At 66.6% G+C, this 24,588-nt stretch carries 25 protein-coding genes; 9 read left to right on the top strand and 16 right to left on the bottom strand.

Going from position 1 to position 24,588, the window contains the following annotated elements; translation table 11 throughout:
- Window positions 1-43 precede the first annotated feature (43 nt).
- Window positions 44-1,117: an HD-GYP domain-containing protein gene (locus tag ACYQOP_RS07000; protein ID WP_461221834.1), complete on the bottom strand. Its 1,074-nt coding sequence runs from the start codon at window positions 1,115-1,117 to the stop codon at window positions 44-46.
- A gap of 340 nt (window positions 1,118-1,457) precedes the next feature.
- Between ACYQOP_RS07000 and ACYQOP_RS06995 the strand changes: the two genes are divergently transcribed.
- From ACYQOP_RS06995 to ACYQOP_RS06970, 6 genes are all read left to right on the top strand, one after another.
- Window positions 1,458-2,009 (top strand): SiaB family protein kinase, encoded by a 552-nt coding sequence (locus ACYQOP_RS06995; RefSeq protein WP_056422713.1) that lies wholly within the window; start codon window positions 1,458-1,460, stop codon window positions 2,007-2,009.
- 13 nt (window positions 2,010-2,022) lie between these two features.
- Window positions 2,023-2,418, top strand: a complete 396-nt coding sequence (locus tag ACYQOP_RS06990; RefSeq protein WP_461221833.1) for a DUF1987 domain-containing protein — start codon at window positions 2,023-2,025, stop codon at window positions 2,416-2,418.
- Complete coding sequence (locus tag ACYQOP_RS06985) at window positions 2,418-3,281, top strand: GGDEF domain-containing protein (protein WP_156467637.1); 864 nt, start codon at window positions 2,418-2,420, stop codon at window positions 3,279-3,281. Before ACYQOP_RS06990 ends, ACYQOP_RS06985 begins: the two co-directional genes overlap by 1 nt.
- Window positions 3,278-4,996 (top strand): SpoIIE family protein phosphatase, encoded by a 1,719-nt coding sequence (locus ACYQOP_RS06980; RefSeq protein ID WP_461221831.1) that lies wholly within the window; start codon window positions 3,278-3,280, stop codon window positions 4,994-4,996. Before ACYQOP_RS06985 ends, ACYQOP_RS06980 begins: the two co-directional genes overlap by 4 nt.
- Window positions 4,997-5,180: 184 nt before the next feature.
- On the top strand, window positions 5,181-5,444 hold the full coding sequence (locus ACYQOP_RS06975; RefSeq protein WP_405030624.1) for a hypothetical protein: 264 nt from the start codon (window positions 5,181-5,183) through the stop codon (window positions 5,442-5,444).
- Window positions 5,445-5,469: 25 nt separating this feature from the next.
- Window positions 5,470-6,408 carry an ABC transporter ATP-binding protein gene (locus tag ACYQOP_RS06970; RefSeq protein ID WP_461221830.1) on the top strand — a complete coding sequence of 313 codons (939 nt, stop codon included), beginning with the start codon at window positions 5,470-5,472 and terminating at the stop codon, window positions 6,406-6,408.
- Window positions 6,409-6,560: 152 nt separating this feature from the next.
- Here ACYQOP_RS06970 and ACYQOP_RS06965 read toward each other — a convergent pair whose 3' ends face one another.
- The 13 genes from ACYQOP_RS06965 to ACYQOP_RS06905 all read right to left on the bottom strand — a co-directional run bounded on the left by ACYQOP_RS06965 (window position 6,561) and on the right by ACYQOP_RS06905 (window position 20,501).
- Window positions 6,561-10,016, bottom strand: coding sequence for an SbcC/MukB-like Walker B domain-containing protein (locus ACYQOP_RS06965; protein WP_461221828.1), 3,456 nt, complete (start codon window positions 10,014-10,016; stop codon window positions 6,561-6,563).
- Window positions 10,017-10,197: 181 nt separating this feature from the next.
- Entirely contained in the window at window positions 10,198-10,833 is a 636-nt protein-coding gene (locus ACYQOP_RS06960; RefSeq protein ID WP_461221827.1) for a DUF4194 domain-containing protein, read from the bottom strand.
- Window positions 10,834-10,918: 85 nt separating this feature from the next.
- Window positions 10,919-11,188: a hypothetical protein gene (locus tag ACYQOP_RS06955; RefSeq protein ID WP_056422735.1), complete on the bottom strand. Its 270-nt coding sequence runs from the start codon at window positions 11,186-11,188 to the stop codon at window positions 10,919-10,921.
- A gap of 175 nt (window positions 11,189-11,363) precedes the next feature.
- Complete coding sequence (locus ACYQOP_RS06950; RefSeq protein ID WP_461221826.1) at window positions 11,364-12,788, bottom strand: Wadjet anti-phage system protein JetA family protein; 1,425 nt, start codon at window positions 12,786-12,788, stop codon at window positions 11,364-11,366.
- A gap of 79 nt (window positions 12,789-12,867) precedes the next feature.
- Window positions 12,868-13,200 carry a hypothetical protein gene (locus ACYQOP_RS06945; protein ID WP_461221825.1) on the bottom strand — a complete coding sequence of 111 codons (333 nt, stop codon included), beginning with the start codon at window positions 13,198-13,200 and terminating at the stop codon, window positions 12,868-12,870.
- 5 nt (window positions 13,201-13,205) lie between these two features.
- The gene (ptsN, locus tag ACYQOP_RS06940; RefSeq protein ID WP_056423307.1) at window positions 13,206-13,673 is read right to left on the bottom strand and encodes a PTS IIA-like nitrogen regulatory protein PtsN; all 468 of its coding nucleotides are present in this window, start codon (window positions 13,671-13,673) and stop codon (window positions 13,206-13,208) included.
- Window positions 13,674-13,892: 219 nt separating this feature from the next.
- On the bottom strand, window positions 13,893-14,504 hold the full coding sequence (hpf, locus tag ACYQOP_RS06935) for a ribosome hibernation-promoting factor, HPF/YfiA family (protein WP_056422745.1): 612 nt from the start codon (window positions 14,502-14,504) through the stop codon (window positions 13,893-13,895).
- Window positions 14,505-14,640: 136 nt separating this feature from the next.
- Complete coding sequence (gene rpoN / locus ACYQOP_RS06930) at window positions 14,641-16,188, bottom strand: RNA polymerase factor sigma-54 (protein WP_207411089.1); 1,548 nt, start codon at window positions 16,186-16,188, stop codon at window positions 14,641-14,643.
- Window positions 16,189-16,704: 516 nt separating this feature from the next.
- Window positions 16,705-17,559: an LPS export ABC transporter ATP-binding protein gene (gene lptB / locus ACYQOP_RS06925; RefSeq protein WP_156467647.1), complete on the bottom strand. Its 855-nt coding sequence runs from the start codon at window positions 17,557-17,559 to the stop codon at window positions 16,705-16,707.
- Between the two features lie 35 nt (window positions 17,560-17,594).
- Entirely contained in the window at window positions 17,595-18,335 is a 741-nt protein-coding gene (locus ACYQOP_RS06920) for an LptA/OstA family protein (RefSeq protein ID WP_156467638.1), read from the bottom strand.
- Complete coding sequence (lptC, locus tag ACYQOP_RS06915) at window positions 18,332-19,096, bottom strand: LPS export ABC transporter periplasmic protein LptC (protein WP_056422751.1); 765 nt, start codon at window positions 19,094-19,096, stop codon at window positions 18,332-18,334. Before lptC ends, ACYQOP_RS06920 begins: the two co-directional genes overlap by 4 nt.
- 281 nt (window positions 19,097-19,377) lie before the next feature.
- The gene (locus ACYQOP_RS06910; protein ID WP_056422754.1) at window positions 19,378-20,004 is read right to left on the bottom strand and encodes a ribonuclease D; all 627 of its coding nucleotides are present in this window, start codon (window positions 20,002-20,004) and stop codon (window positions 19,378-19,380) included.
- Between the two features lie 107 nt (window positions 20,005-20,111).
- Entirely contained in the window at window positions 20,112-20,501 is a 390-nt protein-coding gene (locus ACYQOP_RS06905; RefSeq protein ID WP_461225228.1) for a ComEA family DNA-binding protein, read from the bottom strand.
- 330 nt (window positions 20,502-20,831) lie between these two features.
- Here ACYQOP_RS06905 and rpmF point away from each other — a divergent pair, with 330 nt between their 5' ends.
- On the top strand, window positions 20,832-21,020 hold the full coding sequence (gene rpmF / locus ACYQOP_RS06900; protein ID WP_018046018.1) for a 50S ribosomal protein L32: 189 nt from the start codon (window positions 20,832-20,834) through the stop codon (window positions 21,018-21,020).
- A gap of 110 nt (window positions 21,021-21,130) precedes the next feature.
- On the opposite strand, the gene ACYQOP_RS06895 is transcribed toward rpmF, so the two are convergent.
- Window positions 21,131-21,406, bottom strand: a complete 276-nt coding sequence (locus ACYQOP_RS06895; RefSeq protein WP_056422760.1) for a hypothetical protein — start codon at window positions 21,404-21,406, stop codon at window positions 21,131-21,133.
- 113 nt (window positions 21,407-21,519) lie between these two features.
- Window positions 21,520-22,134 (bottom strand): polyhydroxyalkanoate synthesis repressor PhaR, encoded by a 615-nt coding sequence (gene phaR / locus ACYQOP_RS06890; protein WP_056423315.1) that lies wholly within the window; start codon window positions 22,132-22,134, stop codon window positions 21,520-21,522.
- A gap of 338 nt (window positions 22,135-22,472) precedes the next feature.
- Here phaR and ACYQOP_RS06885 point away from each other — a divergent pair, with 338 nt between their 5' ends.
- Window positions 22,473-23,654: an acetyl-CoA C-acetyltransferase gene (locus ACYQOP_RS06885; protein WP_056422764.1), complete on the top strand. Its 1,182-nt coding sequence runs from the start codon at window positions 22,473-22,475 to the stop codon at window positions 23,652-23,654.
- Window positions 23,655-23,858: 204 nt separating this feature from the next.
- Complete coding sequence (phbB, locus tag ACYQOP_RS06880; RefSeq protein ID WP_056422767.1) at window positions 23,859-24,587, top strand: acetoacetyl-CoA reductase; 729 nt, start codon at window positions 23,859-23,861, stop codon at window positions 24,585-24,587.
- Window position 24,588: the final 1 nt, after the last annotated feature.

The raw sequence follows: 24,588 nt of genomic DNA, 5'->3' as shown, positions 1-24,588 counted from the left end.
CCCGCAAACGGGTCCGGGTTCGGTAAACCGAACGCGGCAATCCCTAGACCAGGGCGTCGTCGGGGGTCGAGAGCCTGACGATGGGCAGGAAGGCCCGCAGGAGCGGCATGTCGAGCTTGCCCGTCATCCCGAGCATGATGGCATGGGCTTCGGCATGCGGGAGCGGCTTGCGATAGGCGCGCCGTTCGGTGAGGGCGGAGTGGATGTCGCAGATCGTCACGAGGCGGACGAGATCGGAAATCGCATCGCCGGTGAGGCCGGACGGGTAACCGCTGCCGTCGAGCATCTCATGGTGATGCCTGACCACATCGAGCATCGCTTGATCGAACCCTTCCTGCCCGGTGAGCATGTCGGCGCCGGCGGCGGCATGAGTCCGCATGATAACCAGTTCGTCCGAGGTCAGCGCGCCGGGCTTGTTGAGGATGGCGAGGGGAATCTTGGCCTTGCCGATATCGTGCAGCAGCGCGGCCTTGGTCAGGCGCTTCCGGTCGGCCCGCGGAATCCCGAGGTGGAAGCCGAAGGCCGCGGCAAACCCGGCGACGCTGAGAGAATGCTGATAGAGCAACTCGTCGTAGCGTCCGAGCACGTCGAGCCACGCACGGATCCCCCCCTCCGAGACGGCTTCCAGAATGACGTCTGTGCCGGCATCGACCTCGTCGGCCGAGATCGACTGGTCGAATTGCGCCGCATGGAACATGCCCGCCACGACCGAACAGGCGCGATGCGCCTTCGCTTCCACAGCGGCGTTCTCGCCGTCGCGCCGTGTCCGCATCTTCCGGCCGGCGTCGATCAGGCTGAGGAGGAGGGAGAGGATGGTCGGGCGCGGAGTATCGGCCGCGGCGATGCGCAGGGCCGGATTCGCCTTGTGCGGGATGTCGGCAGGCGAGCCGGTGAGGACAAGGCAGGGCACGCGCAACATGAGGAGGCGGGTCGCCCAGGCTGCCGCCACGCCTTCCCGAGGGTCCATGTCGATGACTGCGACGACGGGGAGGATGGCGGGTATCGACTGGTCGCCGAGGACGCTGCGGCAAGGGAGAATCGTGGTGATGGCGCGCGCCAGCAGCCTTACCCGGTCCGGCCGATCCGATACGATGAGGACGGACTTCTCTTGCGTCACGATCCGATCCACTTCAGACCGACGAGGTCTGGATTCGTGCCCACGCCAACGCGCACCCGCGACTTCTACAGTGTCAAATCCCTATAAATTGTTTCTCTCGACCGGTCGGCTCAACGGCTCATGACTTGACGACAAGACTTCGGAATTGGGAAGTCCCCCTTCCGGAGCATGACGGACCCTGGCCCGGCACACCGTGGTTAATCGGGTGGAACGAATTGTGCTTCTCTCGGGCGAGCGCCGGAGCGATAACTCTCCGTAGACGCTTTGGAGCTAATGCTTCCGGATCGTGTGCTTGGACGCCGCTCCGGCATCACCATCCGCCTTGTCCAGGGAGGACGCATTGCTCGCGCAGGATTTCAAATCCTTCTTCGAGACGTCGAAGCGCAACGGCATCATCCTTTCGTTCGGCGGCGACCTTTCGGAGAATGTCCTGTTCTCGCTCGGGGAAGTCCTGAAGCTTCGGATGATCCAGGGTGAGACGGACGCCACCATCGCCAAGCGGGTGTTCTCGATCTTCGTCGAGCAGGCCCAGAACATCATCCGGTATTCGGCCGACAAACTTCCCACGGACCGGGCCTCCGGCGGTATGATCAGCGCGGGAATGATCGTTGTGGGCGTCGAGAACGGACATTTCTTCGTCGTGTGCGGCAACGAGATTCCCAAGGCCGATGCCGCTATCCTGCGCGAGCGATTGGACCATATTGCCGGCATGTCGAGCGAAGAACTCAAGCGTTTCTACCGCGAAAAGTTACGCCAGGCCCCCGATGAAGGCAGTCTGGGCGGCAGCATCGGGCTGATCGAGATCGCTCGCCGGTCGAGCGCACCGGTCGAGTTCGAATTTCACGACCTTGGCAGCGAGCGCAGTCTGTTCTGCCTCAAAGCCTTCATCTGACGGCGCCCCAGCAATGGACCGGATTCAGATTCCAGCCACCCCCCGATCCCCCGAGGTGAATTTCGACTTCGCCGCCGGCCGTTTCAGGCTGGCCGGTGAATCGTACCCGGAGGATGCCGCGGCCTTCTTCGGCCCCCTGCTCCAGGCCTTGCGGACCTACCTCGCCGCATCGAGCACGGATCCGATCGTGTTCGAAGTCGCCCTCGTCTATTTCAACTCTTCGAGCGCGAAGGGCCTGATGAACCTGTTCATGCCTCTCGAGGACGCCGCCGAGGCAGGCCGTAGCGTCACCATCCGCTGGCTCCATGCCGAGGGGGACGAGACCATCGCCGAGGCCGGGGAGGATTTCGCGTCGGACTTCACCCACGCACGGTTCGATCTCGTCGAGACCGCGCAGACGGGGCACTGATGCGGATGAAGACCAAGCCTGAGATCGTTGCGCAGATCGGCGATCCACCCGCCGTCGGCGAAGCGTTCAGTCTTTACGACACCGAAGAAGCGGTCCTGGTGAAGACCGACGGGATGCTGGCGGGCCTCGCGCAGGTCGCGGGCGGCGTTCAGCAACTCGCCGAGGCCTACCGCCGCAGCTATGACGAGCAGCGCCGCCTCGTGAGGTTGAGTGACCGGATGCAGTTCGACCTGCAGAGGGCGAACCGCCGCCTCGCGGAGCAGCAACGCGACCTCCAGGCCCTCAACGAGGCGCTGTCCGGCGAAATCGAGAATCGGACCCGTCTCGAAGCCAAGCTGAGGAGCCTGGCCGATACCGACGATCTCACCGGCGCGGTGAACCGTCGCCGCTTCATGGAAATCAGCCGGCGTGAATGGCTGAGATACGAACGCGACCGGGTTCCGGCCTGCCTTCTCATGGCGGATCTCGACCGGTTCAAGCGCCTCAACGACGAGTTCGGCCATGCCGCCGGGGACGCGGCCCTCATCTGCTTCGTCGAGACCTGTCGCAAGCGGCTGCGCAAGGTGGACGTGATCGGCCGCATGGGCGGCGAGGAATTCGCGATCCTGCTCACCGAGATCGAACCCGATGCCGGGCTCGTGGTCGCCGAGGACTTGTGCCGTCTCGTCGACGAGACCGGCGTGGAATGGCCCGGCGGACCGCTGGCACTCTCCGTCAGCATCGGCGTCGCGGCCATCGAGGGAACCGAGACCTTCGAACAGACGCTCGGCCGGGCCGATGCCGCGCTTTACGCCGCCAAACATGCCGGACGCGGCTGCGTCCGCTCGTTCCGCAGCTCGATCCGGACCGTCTCGCCGCCATGACCTCCGATCCGGGGGGCAAGGTGGCATCGCCCGCCGTCGGTTCTCCCCCCCGCAAGCGCTCCTTGAGGGGCGGCGGTCCCCTGAGCGGCGACGACTTCCGGGAACTCGCCGGTTTCGCCGACGCCTCGGCATCCGCGCCCGGCACGATGCGGCCTGGGGCGCTGCGCGGCTCTGCGCAGGGACGCGACCTCGACAGTCTGGCCCACACCCTGTTCCTGCGGATCTACCCGGTGATCGCCATCGTCGTGCTGGCGACGCAGATCGGCATCGCCTGGGTGAACTACACCGACAGCCTCAGGCTCTATACCGAACGGGCGAACCTCCTCGTCACCCTGACCGCCCATTCCATCGCCCGCCCCGATTGGAGCGAGCGCCCGGACGTCTACACGGCGCAGATCCAGGCCCTCACCCTCGATCCGGCCTTCCAGTTCGTGCGCGCCTGGAACGCGGCAGGCGGACTGGTGATGTCCGTCGGCGAGATACCGGCCGGTCGGGGCCTCGAACTCATCCGCGCCTCCAGCACCGTCACGGCGGCGGGGCGCGCAGAATCCGCGGGGCGACTGACGCTGGGATTGTCCACCGAAGCCCTGCGCCGCAACGCCGAGAAACAGGCACTCCTGGCGTTGGGGGCGACCCTCATCCTGATGCTCGCCTTCGTGCTGACCCTCCATGCCAATGTCCGCAAACACGTCCTCGCCCCCCTGAAGCGACTGCTGCTCGCCATGCGCGAGGTCGAGCACAAGCGCTGGTCATTGGTGGAGTTCGACGGTGCCGTCCGGGCCAGCAACGAGATCGACGTCATCTCCTCGGCCTTCAACCGTATGGTAGAGGGCCTGCGCGCCGGCGACGAGGCGAAGCAGCTTCTCGCCGAGCTCGAACAGGCTCATGCCAAGCTCGCGGACGCCAACAATCAGGTGATGGAGAGCATTGGCTACGCCCGCCGGATCCAGACCTCCGTCCTGCCCGACCGGGCGGCACTGGCCGGCGCCGGCATTGACGTAGCCGTTCTGTGGGAGCCGCTGCATCAAGTCGGCGGCGACTATTTCTGGCTGGAACGCCTCGACGACCTCAGCATCGTCGTGGTGGCCGATTGCACCGGCCACGGGGTGCCGGGCGCCTTCATCACCCTCATCGTCGCCACCGCGCTCGACCGGCTGCTGCACGAGCGCGGCCTGCGCTCGCCCGCCGAGATCCTGACGGCCCTCGACGAGATGGTCCGCGTCCAGTTGCGCCAGGACGGGCGCGGTGCGGAATCCGACGATGGGCTTGATTGCGGCGTGTGCATCTGGGACCCCGCGGCACGAAGGCTGAGCTTCGCCGGCGCCGGACTGGCGCTCACCAGCATCACGGAAGCGGGCCTCGCCCGGATCAAGGGCGCGCGGCACGGGCTCGGCTACCCACGGCACGGGAGCACCCGGTTCACGACCGAGGACATCATTCTGGACGTGGCGCCGGGCGACACCTTCTACCTGATGACCGACGGCCTCACCGACCAGATGGCCCCCCCCGGCGCGCAACGCCGGCTCCTCGGGCATCGTGGCGTGTCGGATATTCTCCTTCGCAGCCGCGACGAGGAACTCCGCCGGCAGATCAGCATTCTCGAGGCTGAGCTCGTTGCCTATCGGGGGCTCGAGAGCCGCCGGGACGACATGACCCTGGTCGCGTTCCGGCCGATACGTCCCACCTCGCCTGACGCCGCTGAGGACAACCGGTGATCGGCCGGTGCGCTGGCACACGCAAGACCGCGTGAGGATTCGGCACTGTCTGCGCTGTCGTCAGTAGACCGCCTCGGAAAGCCATAACCTTGCCGTCATGGCGGACCAAGCATGGCGGACCGGGAACGCTGGTATCCGCGGCCTGCTACTGCGTCATTATACGTTTCAAAAGTCGAGATTGATCATGACACGCTTCCTTGCCGCGTCCGTCTGTCTGGGCCTGCTCGTCGCCGTGCCCGTTCAGGCGCAGCCCTCGAACATTTCACAGCAGCCTGCGCCGAAGCGCATGACCACTGCCATGGGCGTGACCAAGCCGCCGGGCTCCACCTTCAATCGGGCCTCCACCGAAGCCGACATGCTCAAGGCCCAGAAGATATCCGCAGCGCGCGACAAGGCTTGGGACCGGAAAATGCGGACCACCATGGGCTCGATCTGCCTCGGCTGCTGACGCCAGAGACCGCGAGGCTCGGTCGATGATTCGGTTCGAGGGTGTCTCGCGCCGCTTTGCCGGCGCAGAGCGGCCCGCCGTCGACGGGATCGACCTCGACATCGCCGCCGGGACGACCTGCGTCCTCATCGGTCCCTCCGGCTGCGGCAAGTCCACGACGTTGCGCATGGTCAACCGTCTGGTGGAGCCGGATGCCGGACGTGTCCTCCTCGACGGACGCGACGTGGCGGAGGTCGATCCGGTGCGGCTGCGCCGTGGTATCGGTTACGTGCTTCAGGGCATCGGTCTGTTCCCGCACCGGAATGTCGCCGAGAACGTCGCCACCGTACCCCGCCTCCTGGACTGGACACGCGCCCGGATCGCAGATCGGGTGGACGAGATGCTCGACCTCGTCGGCCTCGACCCGGACGCGTATCGCCAGCGACGGCCCGACGAATTGTCCGGCGGCCAGCGCCAGCGCGTCGGCGTCGCCCGCGCCCTGGCGGCGGACCCTGACGTGCTCCTCATGGACGAACCCTTCGGCGCCGTGGACCCCGTCGCCCGCGACCGGCTGCAGGAAGAGGTCGGCGAGATCCTGCGCCGGCTCAAGAAGACCGTGATCATCGTCACCCACGATATCGACGAGGCGATGCGGATGGGCGACCGCGTCGTGCTCATGCGGGAGGGCCGGATCGTCCAGGCTGACACGCCGGACCGCCTGCTCGCAGCCCCAGCCGACCGATTCGTGGAGAGCTTCGTCGGTGAAGACCGGGCTTTGCGCCGGTTGGCCCTGAGCCAAGCGGGCGCGATCGCGGTTCCGGGCGATCCAGGCGATGCGCCGGGCGTCACCGCGGAAACGTCGTTAAAGGACGCCCTGGCGCTGCTCCTATCCAGCGGCGCCGATCACCTCGCGGTAACCGGGAGCGATGCCCCCGCCATCCTGACTCTTACCGCGATCCGAGACGCTGCCTCGCGTCAGGTCTGATCGCGCCTTCGTCACAGCAAAGCGCATCGCATTAGGCACCCTTTCCCCTCTCTCCGCCTACGGGGAAAGGACCCGAAGGCACCCCGTCATGCCTTCGGTGAGCGAGAGGCGAAGCCAAAGCGACGGTAAGGAGGTGCCTCCGGCCACGCCTCTCACTCCGCCGCGTCGGAGACCTGGAATCGCTCGATACCCTGGCGTTCCGGGTTGATGGCGGCGAGTGCGCGCTTGGCCGTCTCGAGCGGATGCTCGGCCTCGATCCGGACCGAGGTCAGATCCGGGCTCTTGTAGACGGTGACGATGGTGTCCATCACTTCGGTGAGGGTGGTGCGCTTGTCCTCGGGCGCCGCGATGAGAAGCTGTAATCCCCAGGCTTGGTAGAGGTCCACCAAAGCCTGGGAGTTGCGCACGTCGAGTTTCGAGAAGGCCTCGTCGAGGAGACAGAGTCCGAGGCCGGGATTCTCGTCGCCGGGCCGGTCGCCGGGATAGTAGGCCGAGGCGAGTGATGCGGCGATGGCGACGTAGAACGGCGCCTGTGCCTCGCCTCCCGACCCGCGCAAGGCCCGGTTCGACATGGTGGTGCGGTTACCTGCCTTGTCGCGCATGCCGATCTCGTAGACGAAATAATTGCGGTAATCGGCGAGCCGCGCCGCGCTCTCGTCCCCGGCGATCAGGGCGGTGATCTCCTCGATCGCGGCAGCGAGCGGCCCCGGGGGTACGTCCTCGCCCTCCCCCGGCAGGATCGCCTGCGCTGCGTCGGCCGAACGCGCCACCTCGGTGGCGAGGGCATGCACGGCGGCGTAGCGACGATCGACGGTGGCCTCGAAGGCGTAGGTCTGGCCGGTGAAGGTCTGGGTCGAGAGACGTTCGTTCAGGGCATCGAGACGGGTGCGGACCCGCTCGAACTTGTCGGCGAGGCGCGTCAGCAGGTCCTCGGTCATGAGGCGCCGCATCTCGCTCTCCGCGCGCACGGCCTGGTCGCGGTAGCGCCGCAGCTCGTGGCCCGCCACCTCGTCATGGGCGCGGGCGACCCAGGAAAAGCCGAAGGAGGCCGGGGCATCACCGTTGCCCAGGGGGTTCTCGATACGCCACTGGACGCAGTATTCAGCGAGATCGCGCTCGGCGGCACGGCCTTGCGTGCGCGCCGTCTCCATCGCCTCGCGGGCGGCGCCGCGCGCCGCATTGGCCAAAGCCGCCAACTCCTTGGATTCGAGGCCCGCCGCGTCGGCCCGCGCCTTGGCCACCGCCAGCGGATCGAACCCGTCCGGCCGGACGAGACGGATGCGCACGGAATCCCCCGCGATCCAGCGGGCATGGGCGCCGCGCCTTGCGTGAAGCGCGGCGCGGATCGCCTCCCGCGCGGTGGCGACCTTCGCCTTCAGGCCCGCTTCCTCGCCGAGCAGCGCGTCGCGCTTCGGCTCCAGCACCTGAACGAGTTCGGTGAGATAGGCCGATCGCTCCTTGGCGAGCTCCTTGATCTCGGCCTCCAGCGCGCCGGTATCGGCCTTCTCCACGGCTTCGCGCTCGGTGGTGAGGCTGCGTCGCCGCCCCTCCATCGCGTCAGCCTCCTGGCGCAGGGAGACGATGTCGAGATTGGCCTCGGCGAGTCGGACCCGCAGCATGGCGGCAATACGGGCGGCCTCGCGCAGCACGCCGGCCGCGCCGCGCAGGCGCCGTGCCTCATTGACCGCGTGTTCCAGGTTCTGCCGGCTCTCCGCCGTGGGACCGCGGCTGCCACGGGTCATCATCAGTTGAACCGGCCGCACTACGGAATAGGCCATGCCGGAGGTCGAGCGGCCGCTCGGCGCCACGGCGCGGCTCATATGGGCCAAGGCCGCGTCGTTGGGGGCGAGATCGTAGCCGCCGAGCCGTGCCGCGAGAAACGCCTGGGCATGGGGATCGCGAGTCTCGATCAGCGAGATCGGCCCTTCGTCGTCGCGCCCGCCCCGGCGGCGCGCGGTGTCCGTCGTCTTCACCAGCAGGCAGCGATAGAACTGGCTCTTGCGGGCTTCGAGATGGGCGAAAGCCTCATTCAGCCGGTCCGGTTCGACGACGAGAGCTTCGCGGGCGCCTCCGAGCAGGCCCTCCAGAGCCGGTCCCCATTTCGGATCGGTGATCTCGGCGAGTTCGCAGATCGGCGTGGCCTCGATCCCGAGCCGGGCGAGTTCGTCGCGGAAAGCGGCCGTGTCCGAGGAGAGGCGCGCGCCACCCGCGCGCCCGCTGCCGACTTCGGCCGAGAGGGCATGCGCTTCCTTCTCCTGGGCGCGGGCACGCAGGGCCATGTCCTCGGCAGCGGTATCGAGGGGGGTGGCGATGTCGGAGAGAGAGGCGAGGGCCGTGAGAAGGGGGCCGAGCGGTCCGTCCGAGCGAAGCGATTCCTCGGGGGGCGCATCGCGGCGCAGGCCGGAGCGCGAGCAGGCGGCCACGATCCGCGCCGATTCCGGATCGATGCGCTGGATCTCGGAGAAGACGACGTTGAGCTTGCCCGCCTCCTGCACCAGCCCCACCAGATCGGCGACGCGGGTGGCGAGGTCGCGCTTGTCGCGCGCCAGCATGGCGAGGCCGGCATTGGAGGCGGCGAGCCGCCCCTCCCCCTGGCTCCCGGCCAGCATCGCTTTCTTGCCCGCGATCTCGCCGTCGATCTCGCGCACGAAACCCTGGCTGGTGCTCACGCTCTCGCGGGCGATGCGCAGGCGTTCCGCCACGTCGCCGAGGCGAGAGCGGGCCTGGCTGTAATCGAGGATGCGGCGTCGCAGGTCGGCGCCGGCCGCTCGTAACTCGTCGAGGGTGGCCGAGAGGCTGGCCTCCGCCCAGGTTTCGTAGCGTTTGAGGATGCGGCCGAGATGGGAGAGCCGGCGCTCCAACTCCTCGATGGTCTCCAGGAGACGGCGCCAGTTCTCCACCGACTGGCGGATGCGCGCGACGTCCAGGGGCTCGGGTTCGAGGACGAATGAGCGCACGAAGGCGGAGGAATCGAAGATCGGCTTGAACGCCACGGCGTTGGAGAACGTACGCAGGAAGTGGCGCGGCTCGGGGCTCGGCGCGCCCTCGCGCATCAGCGCCAGGACGTCGGAGGTGAAACGCTCGCCCGATGAGCGGAACTCCTCGAACCTGTCCGCCCGGATGCGGAGATCCTTTGCAATCTCCGGCCAGGGCGCCACGTAGCTGCCCTCGGCGGTCTCGCGAACGTAATCGGCGATCTCGAACCGGTGTCCGACCGCGATGAAGCGCGAGAGGGTGGTCTCGCGACTGTCCTCGGCCCGGGCCGCGAGCGCGAGACCGACGGAGACGACGCGTCCGGTGGTCTCGTTCTCGAAGACGAGGACGATGAGGGTCTCGCAGGCCTCGCGGGTGGGACGGCCGCCTTCGGCGGGGTCGCTGATCCAGCCGAGGCAGTAATCGCGGACCGTGCGAGCGCTGCGCCCCGAGGCAGACGCGTTGAGGGCGAGGCGGCTGGCGTTGTTGCCGGCGAGCACGGTGCCGACAGCGTCGAAGATCGTCGACTTGCCGGCCCCCGTCGGCCCCACCAAGGCAGCCGCTCCCCGGATCCGGATCTGTTCGCGGCGGATCAGGTACCAATTCGAGAGGGCGATGTCGGTGAGCCGATACACCGGGCGGGCAAGTCCTCGATGGAAATGACGGAGCCACGGCATGGACGGGGCGGCCCGACGATGCAAGTCGACGGTCCCATCGTCCTCTTTTTCACAGGGAGCGATGTCGGGGCTTCGAGCCGTGCCACGCATGTTTCATGTGAAATCTTAACCCCGATGTGGATGCCGCCCTTGATCGGGCTCAGCCGTCATCGTCCATTCGCGCCGCTGCCCAGGCGCGGACCTGCTCCATCCAGGAATCGGGTGAGAGCACCGCGACACCGGGAAGGATCATCAGCGGCGTGATCTTCTCGACCTTGTCGCGCTCGCCCAGGCGAAGGGCACCCTTGCGGGCGAAAAGGCGCAGAATCTCCGTGAGGCGCGCTTCTTCCGGCGCCTCGCTGCGGGCGGCGGTGCGGATCGATTCGGCGATGTCATCGGTGGTACATTCCACGACACCGTCGGTGGTGACGCGGTGTTCCCGAAGCCCTTCCTCATAGGCGAGGCGCAGGGCCAGCAGCACGAGGGTCTCGTCCTTGCGCAGGCGCTCGGCCTGCCCGTCATGGCGTACGCCGTCGGCAGGCACGCGCAGGAACACCATCTGGTCTCGGGGGGAGACCTCGAACGAGTAGCCGAGACAGGCAAAATAGCTTTTGAGGAACGGCGCGTAATACCGGGCGATCTCGTAGGACCGGCCGATACCGGGCGTATCGGCATAGAGGCACTGGCTCTTCAGCACGACTTGAAGCGCGCGGATGAGATCCTCCTCGGACGGTGCACGGGCACCCGGAGGCGGTGGCTCGTCGCCATCGACGATGGCGCGGAAGGCCTCGATCATTCAGACGGTCCGGTCGAGCGGGACACGGCGCCCCGTCACCCCGCCTCGTTACTCGGATCGCCCTCGCGACACAAAACCCGCTTCCTCACGCGGCTTTCGCCGGGGAGGCCTTGAACAACGACAGGCATTCCGTGTCGCGATGCATGCTCAGGATCGAGGCACGGTCGATAGAGGGGTTCTGGGAGAGCACGCGCTGCACCTCCTCCACCACCTTGGAATAACGGTCACCGTCGAAATTCCGCTCCAGCGGGCTGACGGCGATGTAGGTCTCGACGACGAGAACCCTCTCGGTTCGCTCTTTCCCCACCTCGACGGCGATCCAGGCGGATTTGATCAAGCACTTGCCGGTACTCATGGGTTAACCTCCTTATCAGTCCCGCTTAGATGCGGTTATACCAAGAGGATGATCCGACTCTTCAAGTCTGCCAAGGGCACTGACACGTTTGTGATGACATCTCGTCTGTCGCGACAATTGTGCAATGCACGCAAACATTCGGTCCTCCCCACCGTACGGGACGACGCGTAGGGTCTTATCTCCGCGGTCGCCGTTCGCCCGCGCTCGCTGGCCCGCGTGTTGGGGGCGGGGACGACCGCTCCACCATGAAATCCGGACAATCGAGCCAGCCGTTGGAGACACGGCCCGCGACACGGGTGAGGCGGTAGCGATCGTTGAGGAGCCCGTCGAACAGCACGTCGATCTCGCGCAGACGCTGGAACACCACGAACTCGTCCACATCCGCCACGACGATCTCGGATCCGCGGATGGCGGGGTTCGTCCCGAGCTTGCGCTCGACGAAGGCGATGACGCGCTCGGGCGTCACCATCACCCGCTGGCGGAAGGCGTCCTTGGCCAGGATGAAGGCCTCGATCGCCGGGTCGAGATGGATCTCCGGCAGGGGCTCGGACAGGATCGCTGCCCGCCTCATCCGGGGCGTATAGAAATGCGGCTCCCCGATCGGCGGACGTAGCAGCGAGACCTGGGCGGGGGGCGCCGAATCCGACCATTCGGCAGCCCCCACCGCCCGTAGCGCCGCCGCCGTGCGCTCGATCCGGTCGGAATCGCGGTGATCCGTGTAGCGCAGGGACGCGGCGATCCGGCGCTCCAGCCGGGCGACGATGTCGGCGACGCTGTCGAGATGCCGGTCGAGCCCCTCGAAGATCGACAGGATCTCAGCGAGGTCGCGCCGCACCGCCCGCTCGGCGAGGGGAAGGTCGGCGGCCCGCCCCTCACGCAGTCCCGCTTCGGCGAGGGCCCGGATGGTGAGGGGGTCGCGCAGCGCTCGTCCGGCCTCCCTCACGATGCCGGAGCGGAAGCGGAACGGGTTCAGTCGTGTGTGAAGGGTACGGTAGTCACTGACGAGGTGGCGCGCGACGAACTCCTCGAAATAGAGCCGGAACGCCGTACCCTGGTCCTCCTCGCGCAGGATGCGCTCCTCGATCTTGCGCATGGAGCCCGCGAGGCTGCGCAGGTGTCCGAGGAAGGCGCGGGACGCCTTGGCGGCGTTGACGAGGGCCTCCGAACGCTCGGCCGGGTTGGCCACGGCACTCTCGAGACTACCCAGCACTTCGAGCACGGCGCCGCCATAGGAGCGGGTCTCGCCCCGGTCGATACGGGCCAGTTCCTCGATGACGTGGCGGGCATCGGGGTCGAAATCGACCACCGGCACGTAGCGCTCGCGCCGCTCCACGAGCCAGCCGGCCTCCAGGAGACGCCGATAGACCGCGGAGCGGCGCTCGATCGGATCGGCCGGCGTGGCATCGTCGTCGGCGATCTCGCCCTGGGACCAGTCGGCGGAGAAATCGCCGATGGAGGCGAGCAACTCGCTCTTGCGCAGAGGTTCGGTAGTCTCTGCGAAGACGCGCGCATGCAGATGCAGCAGCAGGGCCGCGTTGAACGCCCGGCTCGGCGAGGCGAGCGGCTTGAACAGGTCGTCGGAGAGGCGGGCGAAAAGCATGGCGGTGTGGACGAGGACAACCGATGCCTCGCCCCTGAGTCAATCGGCGGGCATCAACCGCCTGTGCGTGGTCGTGTCTTCAAAGACCGCGGCAGCGAGTCCGGATGAGCCCCGAGAAATCCTTCTCCGAGGTCTGCACTTCGTTGAGCTTGGCGGCCCGCTCCGCTCCGGAGAGGCAACGGCCGTAGACGCTCGAGACCCGGCGCATGGTCTCCACGTGCCGGCGCCAGACGCGGCACCGGTTGGCATCGTCACCATCGGCCTGTTCGAGCTGGTCGATGGCTTGGCGCTGCATCGAATTGGCGACGAGGACGTCGCGCGCGCACGCGACATCGGCATGGGCGGGCGCGCCCCACAGGATGGCACACGCGACGGCGGCAGCCGCCGAAGACCGGCACTTATCCAAATTCACGCGTTTCATGCCGCTTCGGATTTCGTCGTCTGAGTCAGCAGAGAATAGAGCGCGCTGGAATCCCGCGCCGCGCGGATCCGCTCCAGCATGCCCGGCTCCCGCAGCAACCGCGCCACTTGGGCGAGCGCCTTGAGGTGCTCGGCCCCTGCCCCTTCCGGAGCGAGCAGGAGGAAGGCGATATCGATGGGTTGGCCATCCAGCGACTCGAAATCCACCGGACGCTCCAGGCGGGCGACGAGGCCGAACAGGCGGTCGAGCCCCGGAAGCTTGCCGTGGGGAATCGCGACACCGTCGCCGATGCCGGTAGACCCCAGGCGCTCACGCTGAAGCAGAGTTTCGAACACCTCGCGCTCGTCGAGCGCGGGAAGCTGGCGCACCGCATGGGCGCTCAATTCCTGGAGGATCTGCTTCTTCGCGCGAGCGCGCAGAGAGGTCACCACGGAATCTGGACTGAGGAATTCCAGAACTGGCATGATAAGGACAGTCGCCCCATCGGCGACGGCCAAATGGACGCCGCTCATTTGAAATAGCGCTACGGATGCGTGGTTCCCACGCATCCGGAAACGGCCGATGGTCGACTAACGGCCCTTAGGCCGGATAGCCAGCCGGGATCACGCATCCCGGACGGCCATTCGGCCTCTCGTCACGGACCGGCTTTCTCCGAAGAAGAATCTCCGCTCCGGGCCGATCGATCAGGATGCCGCGTCGGGTGGGTCCACCCATCCGATCGCTCCGTCACTGCGGCGGTATACGACGTTGATCCGTCCGGTGCCAGCATGAACGAACACGATCACAGGGGCGCCGGTGAGGTCGAGGGCCGTCACTGCCTCGCTCACCGAATGACGCTTCAGCGTCTTGGTGCTCTCGGCCACCACGGGAGGATGCGCCTCGTCTTCCTGATCCGCCTCGTCCTCGAGGTCGTCCCCGTCCAACTCGCTCGGCGATTGGAACACCGCATAGGCCGCCTGGACCGTCGCTCCCTCGTGCAGGGCAGCGCCATGATCCTTGAGGCGGTGCTTGTAGCGCTTCAGGCGCTTCTCGAGCTTGTCGGCGGTCTGCTCGAAACTCGAATGCGGGTCATGCGAGGCGCCCGAAGCTTCGAGGGTGAGGCCGGAAACGAGGTGGAGCACGCAATCCGTGCGGTAGGCCGTGCCGTCCCGTCGAAGCGTCACATGGCCGGAGCAGGTGCCGTTCATGTGGCTGTCGAGATACTTCGACAAGGTCCCGGCCATTCGCTCTTCGACGCGCCCGCGAAGGGCTTCGCCAAGGTCCAGGCCATGGCCTGTGACACGCAATGACCCCATGTATCCTCCGGTTTTTCGACGTTCGGCAGGTGAGTAAAGGAGCGTCGGGGAGAGAAGTCAACGGAATGGAAAGCCGGCTCCGCGGGGTGCGCCGCACGCGGTTGCGGGATCGGCTCCGCGCTTCGCGGACCGCGCCTCAGCGGGCGTAGGCGAAATGCTCGCGGCGACGCTCGATCGAGGACGGGATACGCAACGATTCCCGGTATTTCGCCACCGTGCGCCGGGCGATGTCGATGCCCTCGTCGCGGAGCTTCTGCACCAGCGCGTCATCCGAGAGCACGTCGCCGGCCGCCTCGCCGTCCACGAGCTGCTTGATCCGGTGGCGCACGGCTTCGGAGGAATGCGAGGCCGTACCCGCGGCCCCCGGAATGGCGGCGGTGAAGAAGTACTTCATCTCCAGCGTACCGCGGCTGGTGCCGATCGACTTGTTGGAGGTGACCCGCGAGACGGTGGATTCATGCATACCGATGGCCTCGGCGACCGTCTTGAGGTTGAGGGGCCGCAGATGGGCCACCCCGTTGACGAAGAACGCATCCTGCTGGCGCACGATCTCGGAGGCGACCTTGAGGATGGTCCGCGCCCGCTGCTCCAGGCTTCGGGTGAGCCAGTTGGCGGTCTGCAGGCATTCGGACAGGAACGCCTTGTCGCCCTCGGCCGACGCGCCGCGCGAGACGCGGGCATAGTAGCTCTGGTTCACCAGCACGCGGGGCAGCGCCTCGGCGTTGAGTTCCACGAGCCAGGACCCGTCGGAGGCCGCCCGCACGAACACGTCGGGGATAAGAACCTCCACGGCGCGCGAGCCGAAGGCCCGGCCGGGCTTGGGATCGAGACGGCGGAGCTCGGCCAGCATGTCCACGAGGTCCTCGTCGTCGACGCCGCAGAGACGGCGCAGGCTCGGAAAATCGCGCTTGGCCACGAGGTCGAGGCGGGAGACCAGCGCCTGCATCGCCGGATCGAACCGGTCCCGTTCGCGCAGCTGCAGGCTCAGGCATTCGGCGAGATCGCGGGCGGCGATTCCCGGCGGATCGAAGGTCTGGATCAGCTTCAGCATCCGCGCCACCGAATCGAGGCTGGCGCCGAGGCGCTCGGCCACCTCGTCGATGGATTCGCGCATGTAGCCGGCATCGTCCACCGCATCGATGAGGAAGCCGGCGATCAGCCGGTCGCCCGGGTCGCGCGTGGCGAGATCGAGCTGCGCGCTGAGATGCTCGCGGAGAGAGACTTCCGAGGTCAGGGTCGCCTCGAAATCCGGCGCCTCTCCATCGAAGCTGCCGCCGGTATTGCCGTAGGGCGCAGGTGTCAGAGACAGCATGTCGCCGGACGCGGCCTCGCGGGCATGGCTGGGATTCTCGTCGGAAAAGACGTTGTCGAGGCGGGTGTCGAGGACGCTCTCCATCTCGGCACCGCTGGCGGTGAGCTCGGTCGCCATCCAGTTGTCCGGCTCGGACGAATCGAAATCCCCCTCCCCGTCACCCGAGGCGTCCACGGCCGGCTCCGTGCCTACGCGCTCACCGTCCGCATCGCCTTCGACGCGCTCCAACAGCGGGTTTCGCTCGAGTTCGGCGTCGACATAGGTGGCGAGGTCGATCTGGGAGAGCTGAAGAAGCTTGATCGCCTGGAGAAGCTGTGGCGTCATCACCAGGGCTTGGCCCTGACGCATTTCCAGTCGCTGCAGCAAACTCATGGTGTTGCCCCGACGCCTTCAGGTGAGCCCAGCCGAGGGCAGGCACAGAACCCCTACGCCACTCGGCATGAATATTGCTTCTTTTTCTCTTCGCATATGTCTATCGCCATCTCGCCCTGCCGTCAAAGCGCGAAGTGCGTGATTCCCCTGGACTTGCCGCAGTGCAACATCGAAGCGGATAGCTCAGAGTAGTCCCTGTCCGGCCCGGCCAAACCCAAGGCTCTGATATTCCACGTCAAAAAGCCATCGCCTCGCGAGCGACATTGCCGGCTCGCTGAAACAACATGCACAAAACGCATGCACTCCAGAGAAGGCATGAAGTTTGGCGACAAAATAGGCAGTGGGTGGAAGGGTACCGGCTGAGGCCGGGAGGCATCCGTTGCCTCGGGCCATCCGCGAGGCGGCAACGCAGCATCGCGGTCGCCTCGTCTCACCGCATGTCACATCTGGAATGAATCAGGTCGTGCGAGTCGCGCGAAGCTTCGCGGTCCTTGGACCCTACTAGCCAGCGAGGACCTAAAGGCGGAAATCCTCGCCGAGATAGAGACGCCGTGCATCCTCATTGGCAACGATCTCGGCCGGCGTACCCTCGGTGAGGATGCGGCCGGAATGGGCGATATAGGCGCGGTCGATGAGGCCCAGCGTCTCGCGCACGTTATGGTCGGTGATGAGAACGCCGATCCCGCGCTGCTTCAGGTGCTTCACCAGATCCTGGATGTCGCCCACCGCGATGGGGTCGATGCCGGCGAAGGGCTCGTCGAGGAGCATGAAGCTCGGAGAGGTCGCCAGCGCGCGGGCGATCTCGCAACGGCGGCGCTCCCCGCCCGAAAGCGCGATCGAGGGTGATTTGCGCAGGCGCGCGATGTCGAATTCCTCAAGCAGCGAATCGAGCTTGCGCTCGCGCTCCTTGCGGTTCGGCTCCACCACTTCGAGCACCGCGCGGATATTGTCCTCCACCGACAGGCCGCGAAAGATCGACGCTTCCTGCGGCAGATAGCCGATGCCGAGACGGGCCCGCTGATACATCGGCAGGTGGGTGATCGGCAGGCCGTCGAGACTGATCGAGCCGCGATCGGCCGAGACCAGTCCGGTGATCATGTAGAAGATCGTGGTCTTGCCGGCGCCATTGGGGCCGAGCAGGCCCACGGCCTCTCCGTTGCGCACGGTCAGCCCAGCCTCGTGGACCACGGTACGCGCGCCATAGCTTTTGCGGAGGCCCTCGACGTGGAGGATGCCCGGACCGCCGCCATTCCCGGACAGGCCCGTCTCCCCGGCCGCCGGCCGCCCCTTACCGCGGCCGAAGAGGCGCGACAGGAGCGACGGCGCACGCCCGGCTCCGTCTGAGACGGACCCGGCGATTCGCGGGCTGATCGGGTCTGGCACCGAGGCCAGCGGCAGAGCGGAGGTCAATTGGCCTGCGCTCTCGGTTTCGCGGCAGGCTTGTCCGCGCTGGCTTCGGAAGGCTTGGGTGCTGGCTTGCCCGCAGCGCTCGCCGGCTGGGCGCAGCCCTTGGCCCCGCCCTTGGCGGCTTCCTCCTTCTGTGGCACGAACATCGCGGATACGCGGCCGCCGGCCACCGGATCCATGTTCGCCCGGCCGGTATTCATGTCGTAGACGAGGCGACTGCCGCGGGTAACGTTCTGGCACTGGCTCAGCACGACATTGCCGGTGAGCACGATGCGCTTGGCCTCCTGGTCGAATACGGCATTGTCTCCGGTGGCGACCTGATCGTTCTGCACCACGGTGACAGGGCCGGCGCATTCCACCTTCTGGATACCGTTCTCGGCCATACCGGCTGGAGATTTGGCGCCATCGGCGGCAGGCGCGGGTGCCCCGGGCTTGGCATCCTTGCCGCGCTTGTAATGCACCGTCATCGTCGAGCAGCGGATGGTGCTGTCGCCCTGCACGGCCACGACGTTGCCGGCGAAGATCGCCTTGTTCTCCCGGTCGAACACGTCGAGCCGGTCCGCGTCGATCTTCACGGGGTCCTTGCCGCCGCTCGCGCCGAAGGTGCTCCCGGGAGCGGTCGGCTTGTTCGCCTTCGCAGCAGGCGCCGGAGACGTGCCGGACGGAATCTGCGCCACTGCATTCCCCGCCGCGAGGAGGCCGCAGAGGGCGAGGGTGGAGACCAGCGTGGAACGGTTCACCGGCGTGCCTCCCCATCCTGCGGTTCGGCGGCGGAGGTGAGGATGCGCGGCGATTTCACGTCTGGCTTGCTCTCGGAGCCGGCGCCCTCGGCCTTGTCCGATCCGTGGAACACCGCGTGGACGTTGCCGATGAAGGAGATGACGCGGCCGTTATCGACCATGTCGAGGCCGTCGGAGGCCACCGTCCCGGTGGGAAGCGTCACAGCGACGGCCTGGTCGGACTTCACCGTCCCGGCCTTGAAATCGATGGCGGCGGTGAGGAGACGGATATCCTCGCCCTTGTCGGTCCAGAGCTTGATGTCGCGTTCGAGAACCAGGGTCTCGCGTGCCGAATCGAACAGGCCCGAGGCGGCTTCCATATGGGCGAGCCCGCCGGAATCGTCGGTGACGAGATGGCCTTTCATCGCCTGCAGTTCGATCAGGGTCGGCTTGCGCACGTCCTGGAAGGCGGCCGTGGCGATGACCTCGTAGCCCCGATCGTCCTTCCGGAAACCGGACAGACGCGGGTTCTCCATCTTGACCTTGGTGCCCGACAGGGTGACCGGCCCCATGGTGACGGCCGGCAGGACGGTGCCGAAGGGGTTGAACAGCGTCCCCACGACGAGGGCGAGAATCGCCGCACCGGCAGAGAGAGGAATGAGGCGGCGCAGGTAGCGAACCTGCGTACTGTGGTTGCGAGCCCGCTTATGAGCGCGGTTGCGGCGCGCATCGGCTCCCGATCCCGTCGTCCCCGTCGCGTGGATGGCGTCGACCCCGTGCATGGTGATGATCCGAGCCGCTTCGCCTGACCGATCCGATGAGACACCGGCACGTTGCACCCTGCAACATGCCACATCCCGTCAATCATGTGCTGAGCCGTGCCTGCCAGCGTCAACCATGTCGAGCGCCGGATGCGCGCGGCCGATGGCGAAGTTGTGGCCGTGCAACAACCTTATGGGCGGAGCATTGAGGAATCATCAACCGCACGGGGTCGCAGGGGCACGGTCGATGTGCGCCGCCGCACCGTCCCCTGCACACCCTCCTGCGGCATGCGCGTGCCCGATCAGGTGTGGGCGAAGATGTCGGTCTCGGCCCAGCCTTCGAGATCGAGGAGGGAGCGGGTCGGCAGGAAGTCGAAACAGTTCCGCGCGAGATCCGTGCGCCCTTCGCGGGCGAGCATCGCATCGAGGCGGGCGCGCGCCGCATGCAGATGCAGCACATCGGAGGCCGCATACTCCACCTGCGCCTGGCTCAGGGACTCGGCGCCCCAATCCGAGGATTGCTGCTGCTTCGACAGGTCGACGCCCACGAGTTCGCGGACCACGTCCTTGAGGCCGTGCCGGTCGGTATAGGTGCGGGCGAGCTTGGAGGCGACCTTGGTGCAGTAGACGGGGGCCGGCATCACGCCGAAGGCCCTGAACAGCACGGCGAGGTCGAACCGGGCGAAATGGAAGATCTTCGTCACAGCCGGATCGGCCAGCACGCGCTTGAGTATTTCGGGCGGGCTCGAGCCAGGCACGATCTGCACGACATCGGCACTGCCGTCGCCGCGCGAGATCTGGACGACGCAGAGCCGATCACGATGCGGATTGAGACCCAACGTCTCGGTATCGATGGCGATGGCCGCGCCCGGCACGTAATCGGCCGGGAGATCGCCGCGATGGACGCGGATGATGGGCTGAGGAGGCATCGGTTCTGTGTCTTCTGGCGGGGCAATCGCTACCCCGGCCGCGTAACACCGCGCCTGCCCGCGAACAACCCGGCGCCGGACGAGCGCCGGGTCATCGAGCCGGGCGGCTACTTCTGCTTGGCGATGACCTTGTCTTTGATCCCGTCATAGACGCCCTGTGTGAGGATCTTCTTCGACACGAGCTGGTCCTTGCCGTGATAGGGCCGGCCCTTGACGATCGCTGCGGAGCGCGCCGCACCGATACCGGGCAGGGCTTCGAGTTCCGCCACCGAGGCGCTGTTCAGGTCGATGAGATCGACCTTGGCCGATGGCGTGACGGGAGCGACGGGCTTGTCCGCCGTGGGCTTGGCCGGGGCGGCCGGAGCTGTCGGCGCCTTCGGTGCAACGGTGGGAGGGGTGGACGTCGAGGGCGTCGACGGGCTCGGTGCTTGGGCAAGGGCGGGAGCCGCCGCGAGGCAGCCGAGCACGGCCAGAGTGCGGAGCAGAGATGTGGTCATGCGAGATGAAGTCACGGCAATCTCCCGGGATGTGGCGGCGCAGTCTTCGACGAGGCGTCACCGTATCTGCAAAGTGAAGTGCGACGGTTGAACCGGCGCTTAACGGGACTTCACAGACCGGTGAACCTTCCGGCGAGTCCGGACCGGCAGCCTCCCCGCAGGATCGGCGGTTCCTTTTTCCGGACGTCCGACCTCGGGCGGCTCTAGCCAGACGGCCGATGTATCGCTATACACCCGCCATCGAATCTCCGTTTGAACACGGTGCCGAGGTTGCCTCTTCCCTCGCGGGGCGGCGCCCGTGCACCCTTTTTGCCGTAGCAGGACTACCCCATGGCCGTTCCGAAGCGAAAGACCTCCCCCTCGCGGCGCGGCATGCGCCGGTCCGCCGACGCCCTCAAGGCTCCGACCTATGTCGCCGACAAGGATTCGGGCGAGCTGCGTCGTCCCCACCACATCGATCTGAAGACCGGCATGTACCGCGGTCGCCAGGTCCTCAAGGTGAAGTCGGCCGAGGCCTGATTCTTCGCTCCGTCATCGGTCCGATAAGGACCGGGACGAAACGATGTCATGAAACTCTGTCTTGCGAAAACCGCCTTCGGGCGGTTTTTTGCGTTGCCTGCCCCGATACGTCAGGCGCGACGCCGTCCCGTGCCGATCCGCGTCGTCTCGGCGTAGCGCGCCGTGGCGGAGCGCATACGCTCCGTGCGGGAGGCACGCATGGCCGGGTCGCCGCTGATGAGAAGCTGGGTCAGAAACTCGGCGTTCGGCCTGCCATAGGTAGCGCTCGACCTGCGTGAGACTGCCTCGCCGCCATCGACGACCACGAGCGTCCGCGCCGTCTCTCGATCCCCCTCGGGGACCGACTGTCCCGTTTTGGGGCGCTTTCCCGTGCCGTTCTGTGACACTTATCGCCTTTCCGCCTGTGATGGGCAGAAAAGCGCAACGTGCGGGCCGACGTTAACGTTTCGTCAGCGTTCCTTCAGGACGAAATCGGCGATTGGTTATTTGCGCCGCCGAGCTACTTCTTGGCGAGATCTTCCAGACGGTTCCGCATCTCCGCCATCTGCCGCTTCAACTCGTCGAGGTCGCTGTCGGGCGCGGGAGCCGCGCTCGATGGCTGGGTCGGCGTCGGCGCCGATGCGGAGGTCTTCATGCCGGAGAGCGGCCCCGTGCCGAAGGTGGTGAACATCTTCATGGCATCGCCGAAGAAGCTCATATTGGCCCGCACCTGCTCCTCCATGGCGCTCTGGAACACCGAGGGGGCGAAGCTCTGGTTCATCTTCTCGCGCAGGCCGTCCTGGTCGCGGGCGAAATTCGCCATGGAGAATTCGAGGAAGCTCGGCACCATGGTCCGCATGCTGTCGCCATAGAAGCGGATGAGCTGGCGAAGGAAGGCCACCGGCAGCAGGTTGTCCTCGCCCGCCTTGTTCTCCTGCTCGAAGATGATCTGGGTCAGGACGGAGCGGGTGATGTCGTCGCCGGAACGGGCATCATAGACGAGGAAATCCTCCCCGTTCTGCACCATCGTCGAGAGGTCTTCGAGGGTGACGTAGGTCGAGGTTCCGGTATGGTACAGACGCCGGTTCGCGTATTTCTTGATTACGGTTTGCTGCGACTTACCGTTCTCCGCCATCCTCGTGGCCTTTCCCGACACATTCATTCCAGCGCCCAATCCCTTCGAGGCCCGATGCGCCGTCCGGGTATCATTTATCACTGCGCGTAAGCGGACCTTAAGGCTTTCGCCCGCCGACGAAAACAGCAATTTGGCCCTGATCCCCGCAGAATAGTGCCACACGCCGCGCGACGCCTTCGGTAACAAAGACCGGCAGGTCACTCGCCGACGCCCTCGCCGAGCTTCCGCACGCGCTTGACTTCACCTTGCCCAGCGCTTTCATCGCTTCAGTTGGCCTTAAGTGCGCATGCCCATCGGAGGGCTTCAACGTCGCGCGGGCTACCCAGAGGAGAACGTCAATGGCAGCGGAAGACATCGTCATCGTCGGAGCGGCGCGCACCGCCGTGGGTTCGTTCGGAGGTGCCTTCAACACCGTTCCGGCCCATGAGCTCGGCGCCATTGCGATCAAGGCCGCCCTGGATCGCGCCGGCGTCTCCCCCGACGACGTGGACGAAGTGATCTTCGGCCAGGTCCTCACCGCCGGCGCCGGCCAGAACCCGGCCCGCCAGGCCGCCATCAAGGCCGGCATCCCCGAGAAGGCCACCGCCTGGGGCGTCAACCAGGTCTGCGGCTCGGGCCTGCGCACCGTCGCCCTCGGCATGCAGCAGATCGCCAATGGCGACGCGACAGTCATCGTGGCCGGCGGTCAGGAATCGATGTCGCTCTCCCCTCACGCGCAATACCTGCGCGGCGGCCAGAAGATGGGCGACGTGAAGCTCGTGGACACCATGATCAAGGACGGCCTCTGGGACGCCTTCAACGGCTACCACATGGGCACGACCGCCGAGAACGTGGCCCAGGCCTTCCAGCTCACCCGTGAGCAGCAGGACGAGTTCGCGACGAAGTCGCAGAACAAGGCCGAGGCCGCCCGCAAGGAAGGCCGCTTCAAGGACGAGATCGTCCCCGTCACCGTCCCTGGGCGCAAGGGCGACACCATCGTGGACACCGACGAGTACATCCGTGACGGCGCCACCGTGGAGGCGATGGCCAAGCTCAAGCCCGCCTTCTCGAAGGACGGCACCGTGACGGCCGCCAACGCGTCCGGCCTCAACGACGGCGCTGCCGCCATCGTGCTGATGTCGGCCTCGGAAGCCGAGCGCCGGGGCATCACGCCGCTGGCCCGGATCGTGTCCTGGGCCACCGCCGGCGTCGACCCGAAGGTGATGGGCACCGGCCCGATCCCGGCCTCGCGCAAGGCGCTGGACAAGGCCGGCTGGAAGCCCTCCGACCTCGATCTGATCGAGGCCAACGAGGCCTTCGCCGCCCAGGCGCTGGCCGTGAACAAAGACATGGGTTGGGACACCGACAAGGTGAACGTCAATGGCGGCGCCATCGCCATCGGCCACCCGATCGGCGCGTCCGGCGCCCGCGTCCTCGTCACGCTGCTGCACGAGCTCAAGCGTCGCGACGCCAAGAAGGGTCTCGCCACCCTCTGCATCGGCGGCGGAATGGGCGTCGCCATGTGCATCGAGCGCACCTGAAGCGTTCCGGCACGATTGAATACAGTATAACGGCTGCGCCCCCGACAAAAACCTTGGACATCGTCCAGGAGAATTCTTGAGGGCGCAGCAAATTTAAATGGAATGGGCGGAAGGACACGGGTGCGCTAAGCCCCGGCAGTGCCGCTCATGTGCAAGAAATTGCACGTCACGATCCATCAGACGTCAAGAAAATTGGAGGAAGCCATGGCTCAGGAACGCATCGCCCTCGTCACCGGCGGAACGCGCGGCATCGGTGCCGCTATCTCGGCGGGCCTCAAGGCCAAGGGCTACAAGGTCGCCGCGAATTACGGCGGCAACGACGAGGCCGCCAACGCCTTCAAGGCCGAGACCGGCATCCCGGTCTTCAAGTTCGACGTCGGCGACGCCGCCGCCTGCGAAGCCGGCATCAAGGCCGTCGAAGCCGAAGTCGGCCCCATCGACATCCTCGTGAACAATGCCGGAATCACCCGCGACGGCGCGTTCCACAAGATGACCTTCGAGAAGTGGCAGGCGGTCATCAAGACCAACCTCGATTCGATGTTCACCTGCACCCGCCCCGTCATCGAGGGCATGCGCGCCCGCAATTTCGGCCGCATCATCCTGATCTCGTCGATCAACGGCCAGAAGGGCCAGGCCGGCCAGACCAACTACTCGGCCGCCAAGGCCGGCGTGATCGGCTTCGCCAAGGCGCTGGCCCAGGAAAGCGCCTCGAAGGGCATAACCGTCAACGTGATCGCGCCGGGCTACATCGCCACCGACATGGTGATGGCGGTGCCGGAGGACATCCGCAACAAGATCATCTCGACCATCCCCGTGGGCCGTCTCGGCGAGGCCGAGGAGATCGCCCGCGCGGTGGAGTATCTCGCGGCAGAAGATTCGGGCTTCATCACCGGCTCGACCCTGACGATCAACGGCGCCCAGTACATCGCCTGAC

Source organism: Methylobacterium sp. CM6247 (assembly GCF_054817925.1).
Note: the sequence above shows the minus strand (reverse complement) of the source record. Positions and strands in the feature narration are given on the sequence as shown.

Coding starts and splice junctions, on each gene's coding strand:
- rpmF (WP_018046018.1), top strand. CDS start 20,832: ATGGCCGTTCCGAAGCGAAAGACCTCCCCCTCGCGGCGCGGCATGCGC.
- phaR (WP_056423315.1), bottom strand. CDS start 22,134: ATGGCGGAGAACGGTAAGTCGCAGCAAACCGTAATCAAGAAATACGCG.
- phbB (WP_056422767.1), top strand. CDS start 23,859: ATGGCTCAGGAACGCATCGCCCTCGTCACCGGCGGAACGCGCGGCATC.
- rpoN (WP_207411089.1), bottom strand. CDS start 16,188: ATGAGTTTGCTGCAGCGACTGGAAATGCGTCAGGGCCAAGCCCTGGTG.
- ACYQOP_RS06910 (WP_056422754.1), bottom strand. CDS start 20,004: ATGCCTCCTCAGCCCATCATCCGCGTCCATCGCGGCGATCTCCCGGCC.
- ACYQOP_RS06960 (WP_461221827.1), bottom strand. CDS start 10,833: ATGATCGAGGCCTTCCGCGCCATCGTCGATGGCGACGAGCCACCGCCT.
- ptsN (WP_056423307.1), bottom strand. CDS start 13,673: ATGCCAGTTCTGGAATTCCTCAGTCCAGATTCCGTGGTGACCTCTCTG.
- ACYQOP_RS06975 (WP_405030624.1), top strand. CDS start 5,181: ATGACACGCTTCCTTGCCGCGTCCGTCTGTCTGGGCCTGCTCGTCGCC.
- ACYQOP_RS06905 (WP_461225228.1), bottom strand. CDS start 20,501: ATGACCACATCTCTGCTCCGCACTCTGGCCGTGCTCGGCTGCCTCGCG.
- ACYQOP_RS06885 (WP_056422764.1), top strand. CDS start 22,473: ATGGCAGCGGAAGACATCGTCATCGTCGGAGCGGCGCGCACCGCCGTG.
- ACYQOP_RS06985 (WP_156467637.1), top strand. CDS start 2,418: ATGCGGATGAAGACCAAGCCTGAGATCGTTGCGCAGATCGGCGATCCA.
- ACYQOP_RS06955 (WP_056422735.1), bottom strand. CDS start 11,188: ATGAGTACCGGCAAGTGCTTGATCAAATCCGCCTGGATCGCCGTCGAG.
- hpf (WP_056422745.1), bottom strand. CDS start 14,504: ATGGGGTCATTGCGTGTCACAGGCCATGGCCTGGACCTTGGCGAAGCC.
- ACYQOP_RS06970 (WP_461221830.1), top strand. CDS start 5,470: ATGATTCGGTTCGAGGGTGTCTCGCGCCGCTTTGCCGGCGCAGAGCGG.
- lptC (WP_056422751.1), bottom strand. CDS start 19,096: ATGCACGGGGTCGACGCCATCCACGCGACGGGGACGACGGGATCGGGA.
- ACYQOP_RS06990 (WP_461221833.1), top strand. CDS start 2,023: ATGGACCGGATTCAGATTCCAGCCACCCCCCGATCCCCCGAGGTGAAT.
- ACYQOP_RS06950 (WP_461221826.1), bottom strand. CDS start 12,788: ATGCTTTTCGCCCGCCTCTCCGACGACCTGTTCAAGCCGCTCGCCTCG.
- ACYQOP_RS06980 (WP_461221831.1), top strand. CDS start 3,278: ATGACCTCCGATCCGGGGGGCAAGGTGGCATCGCCCGCCGTCGGTTCT.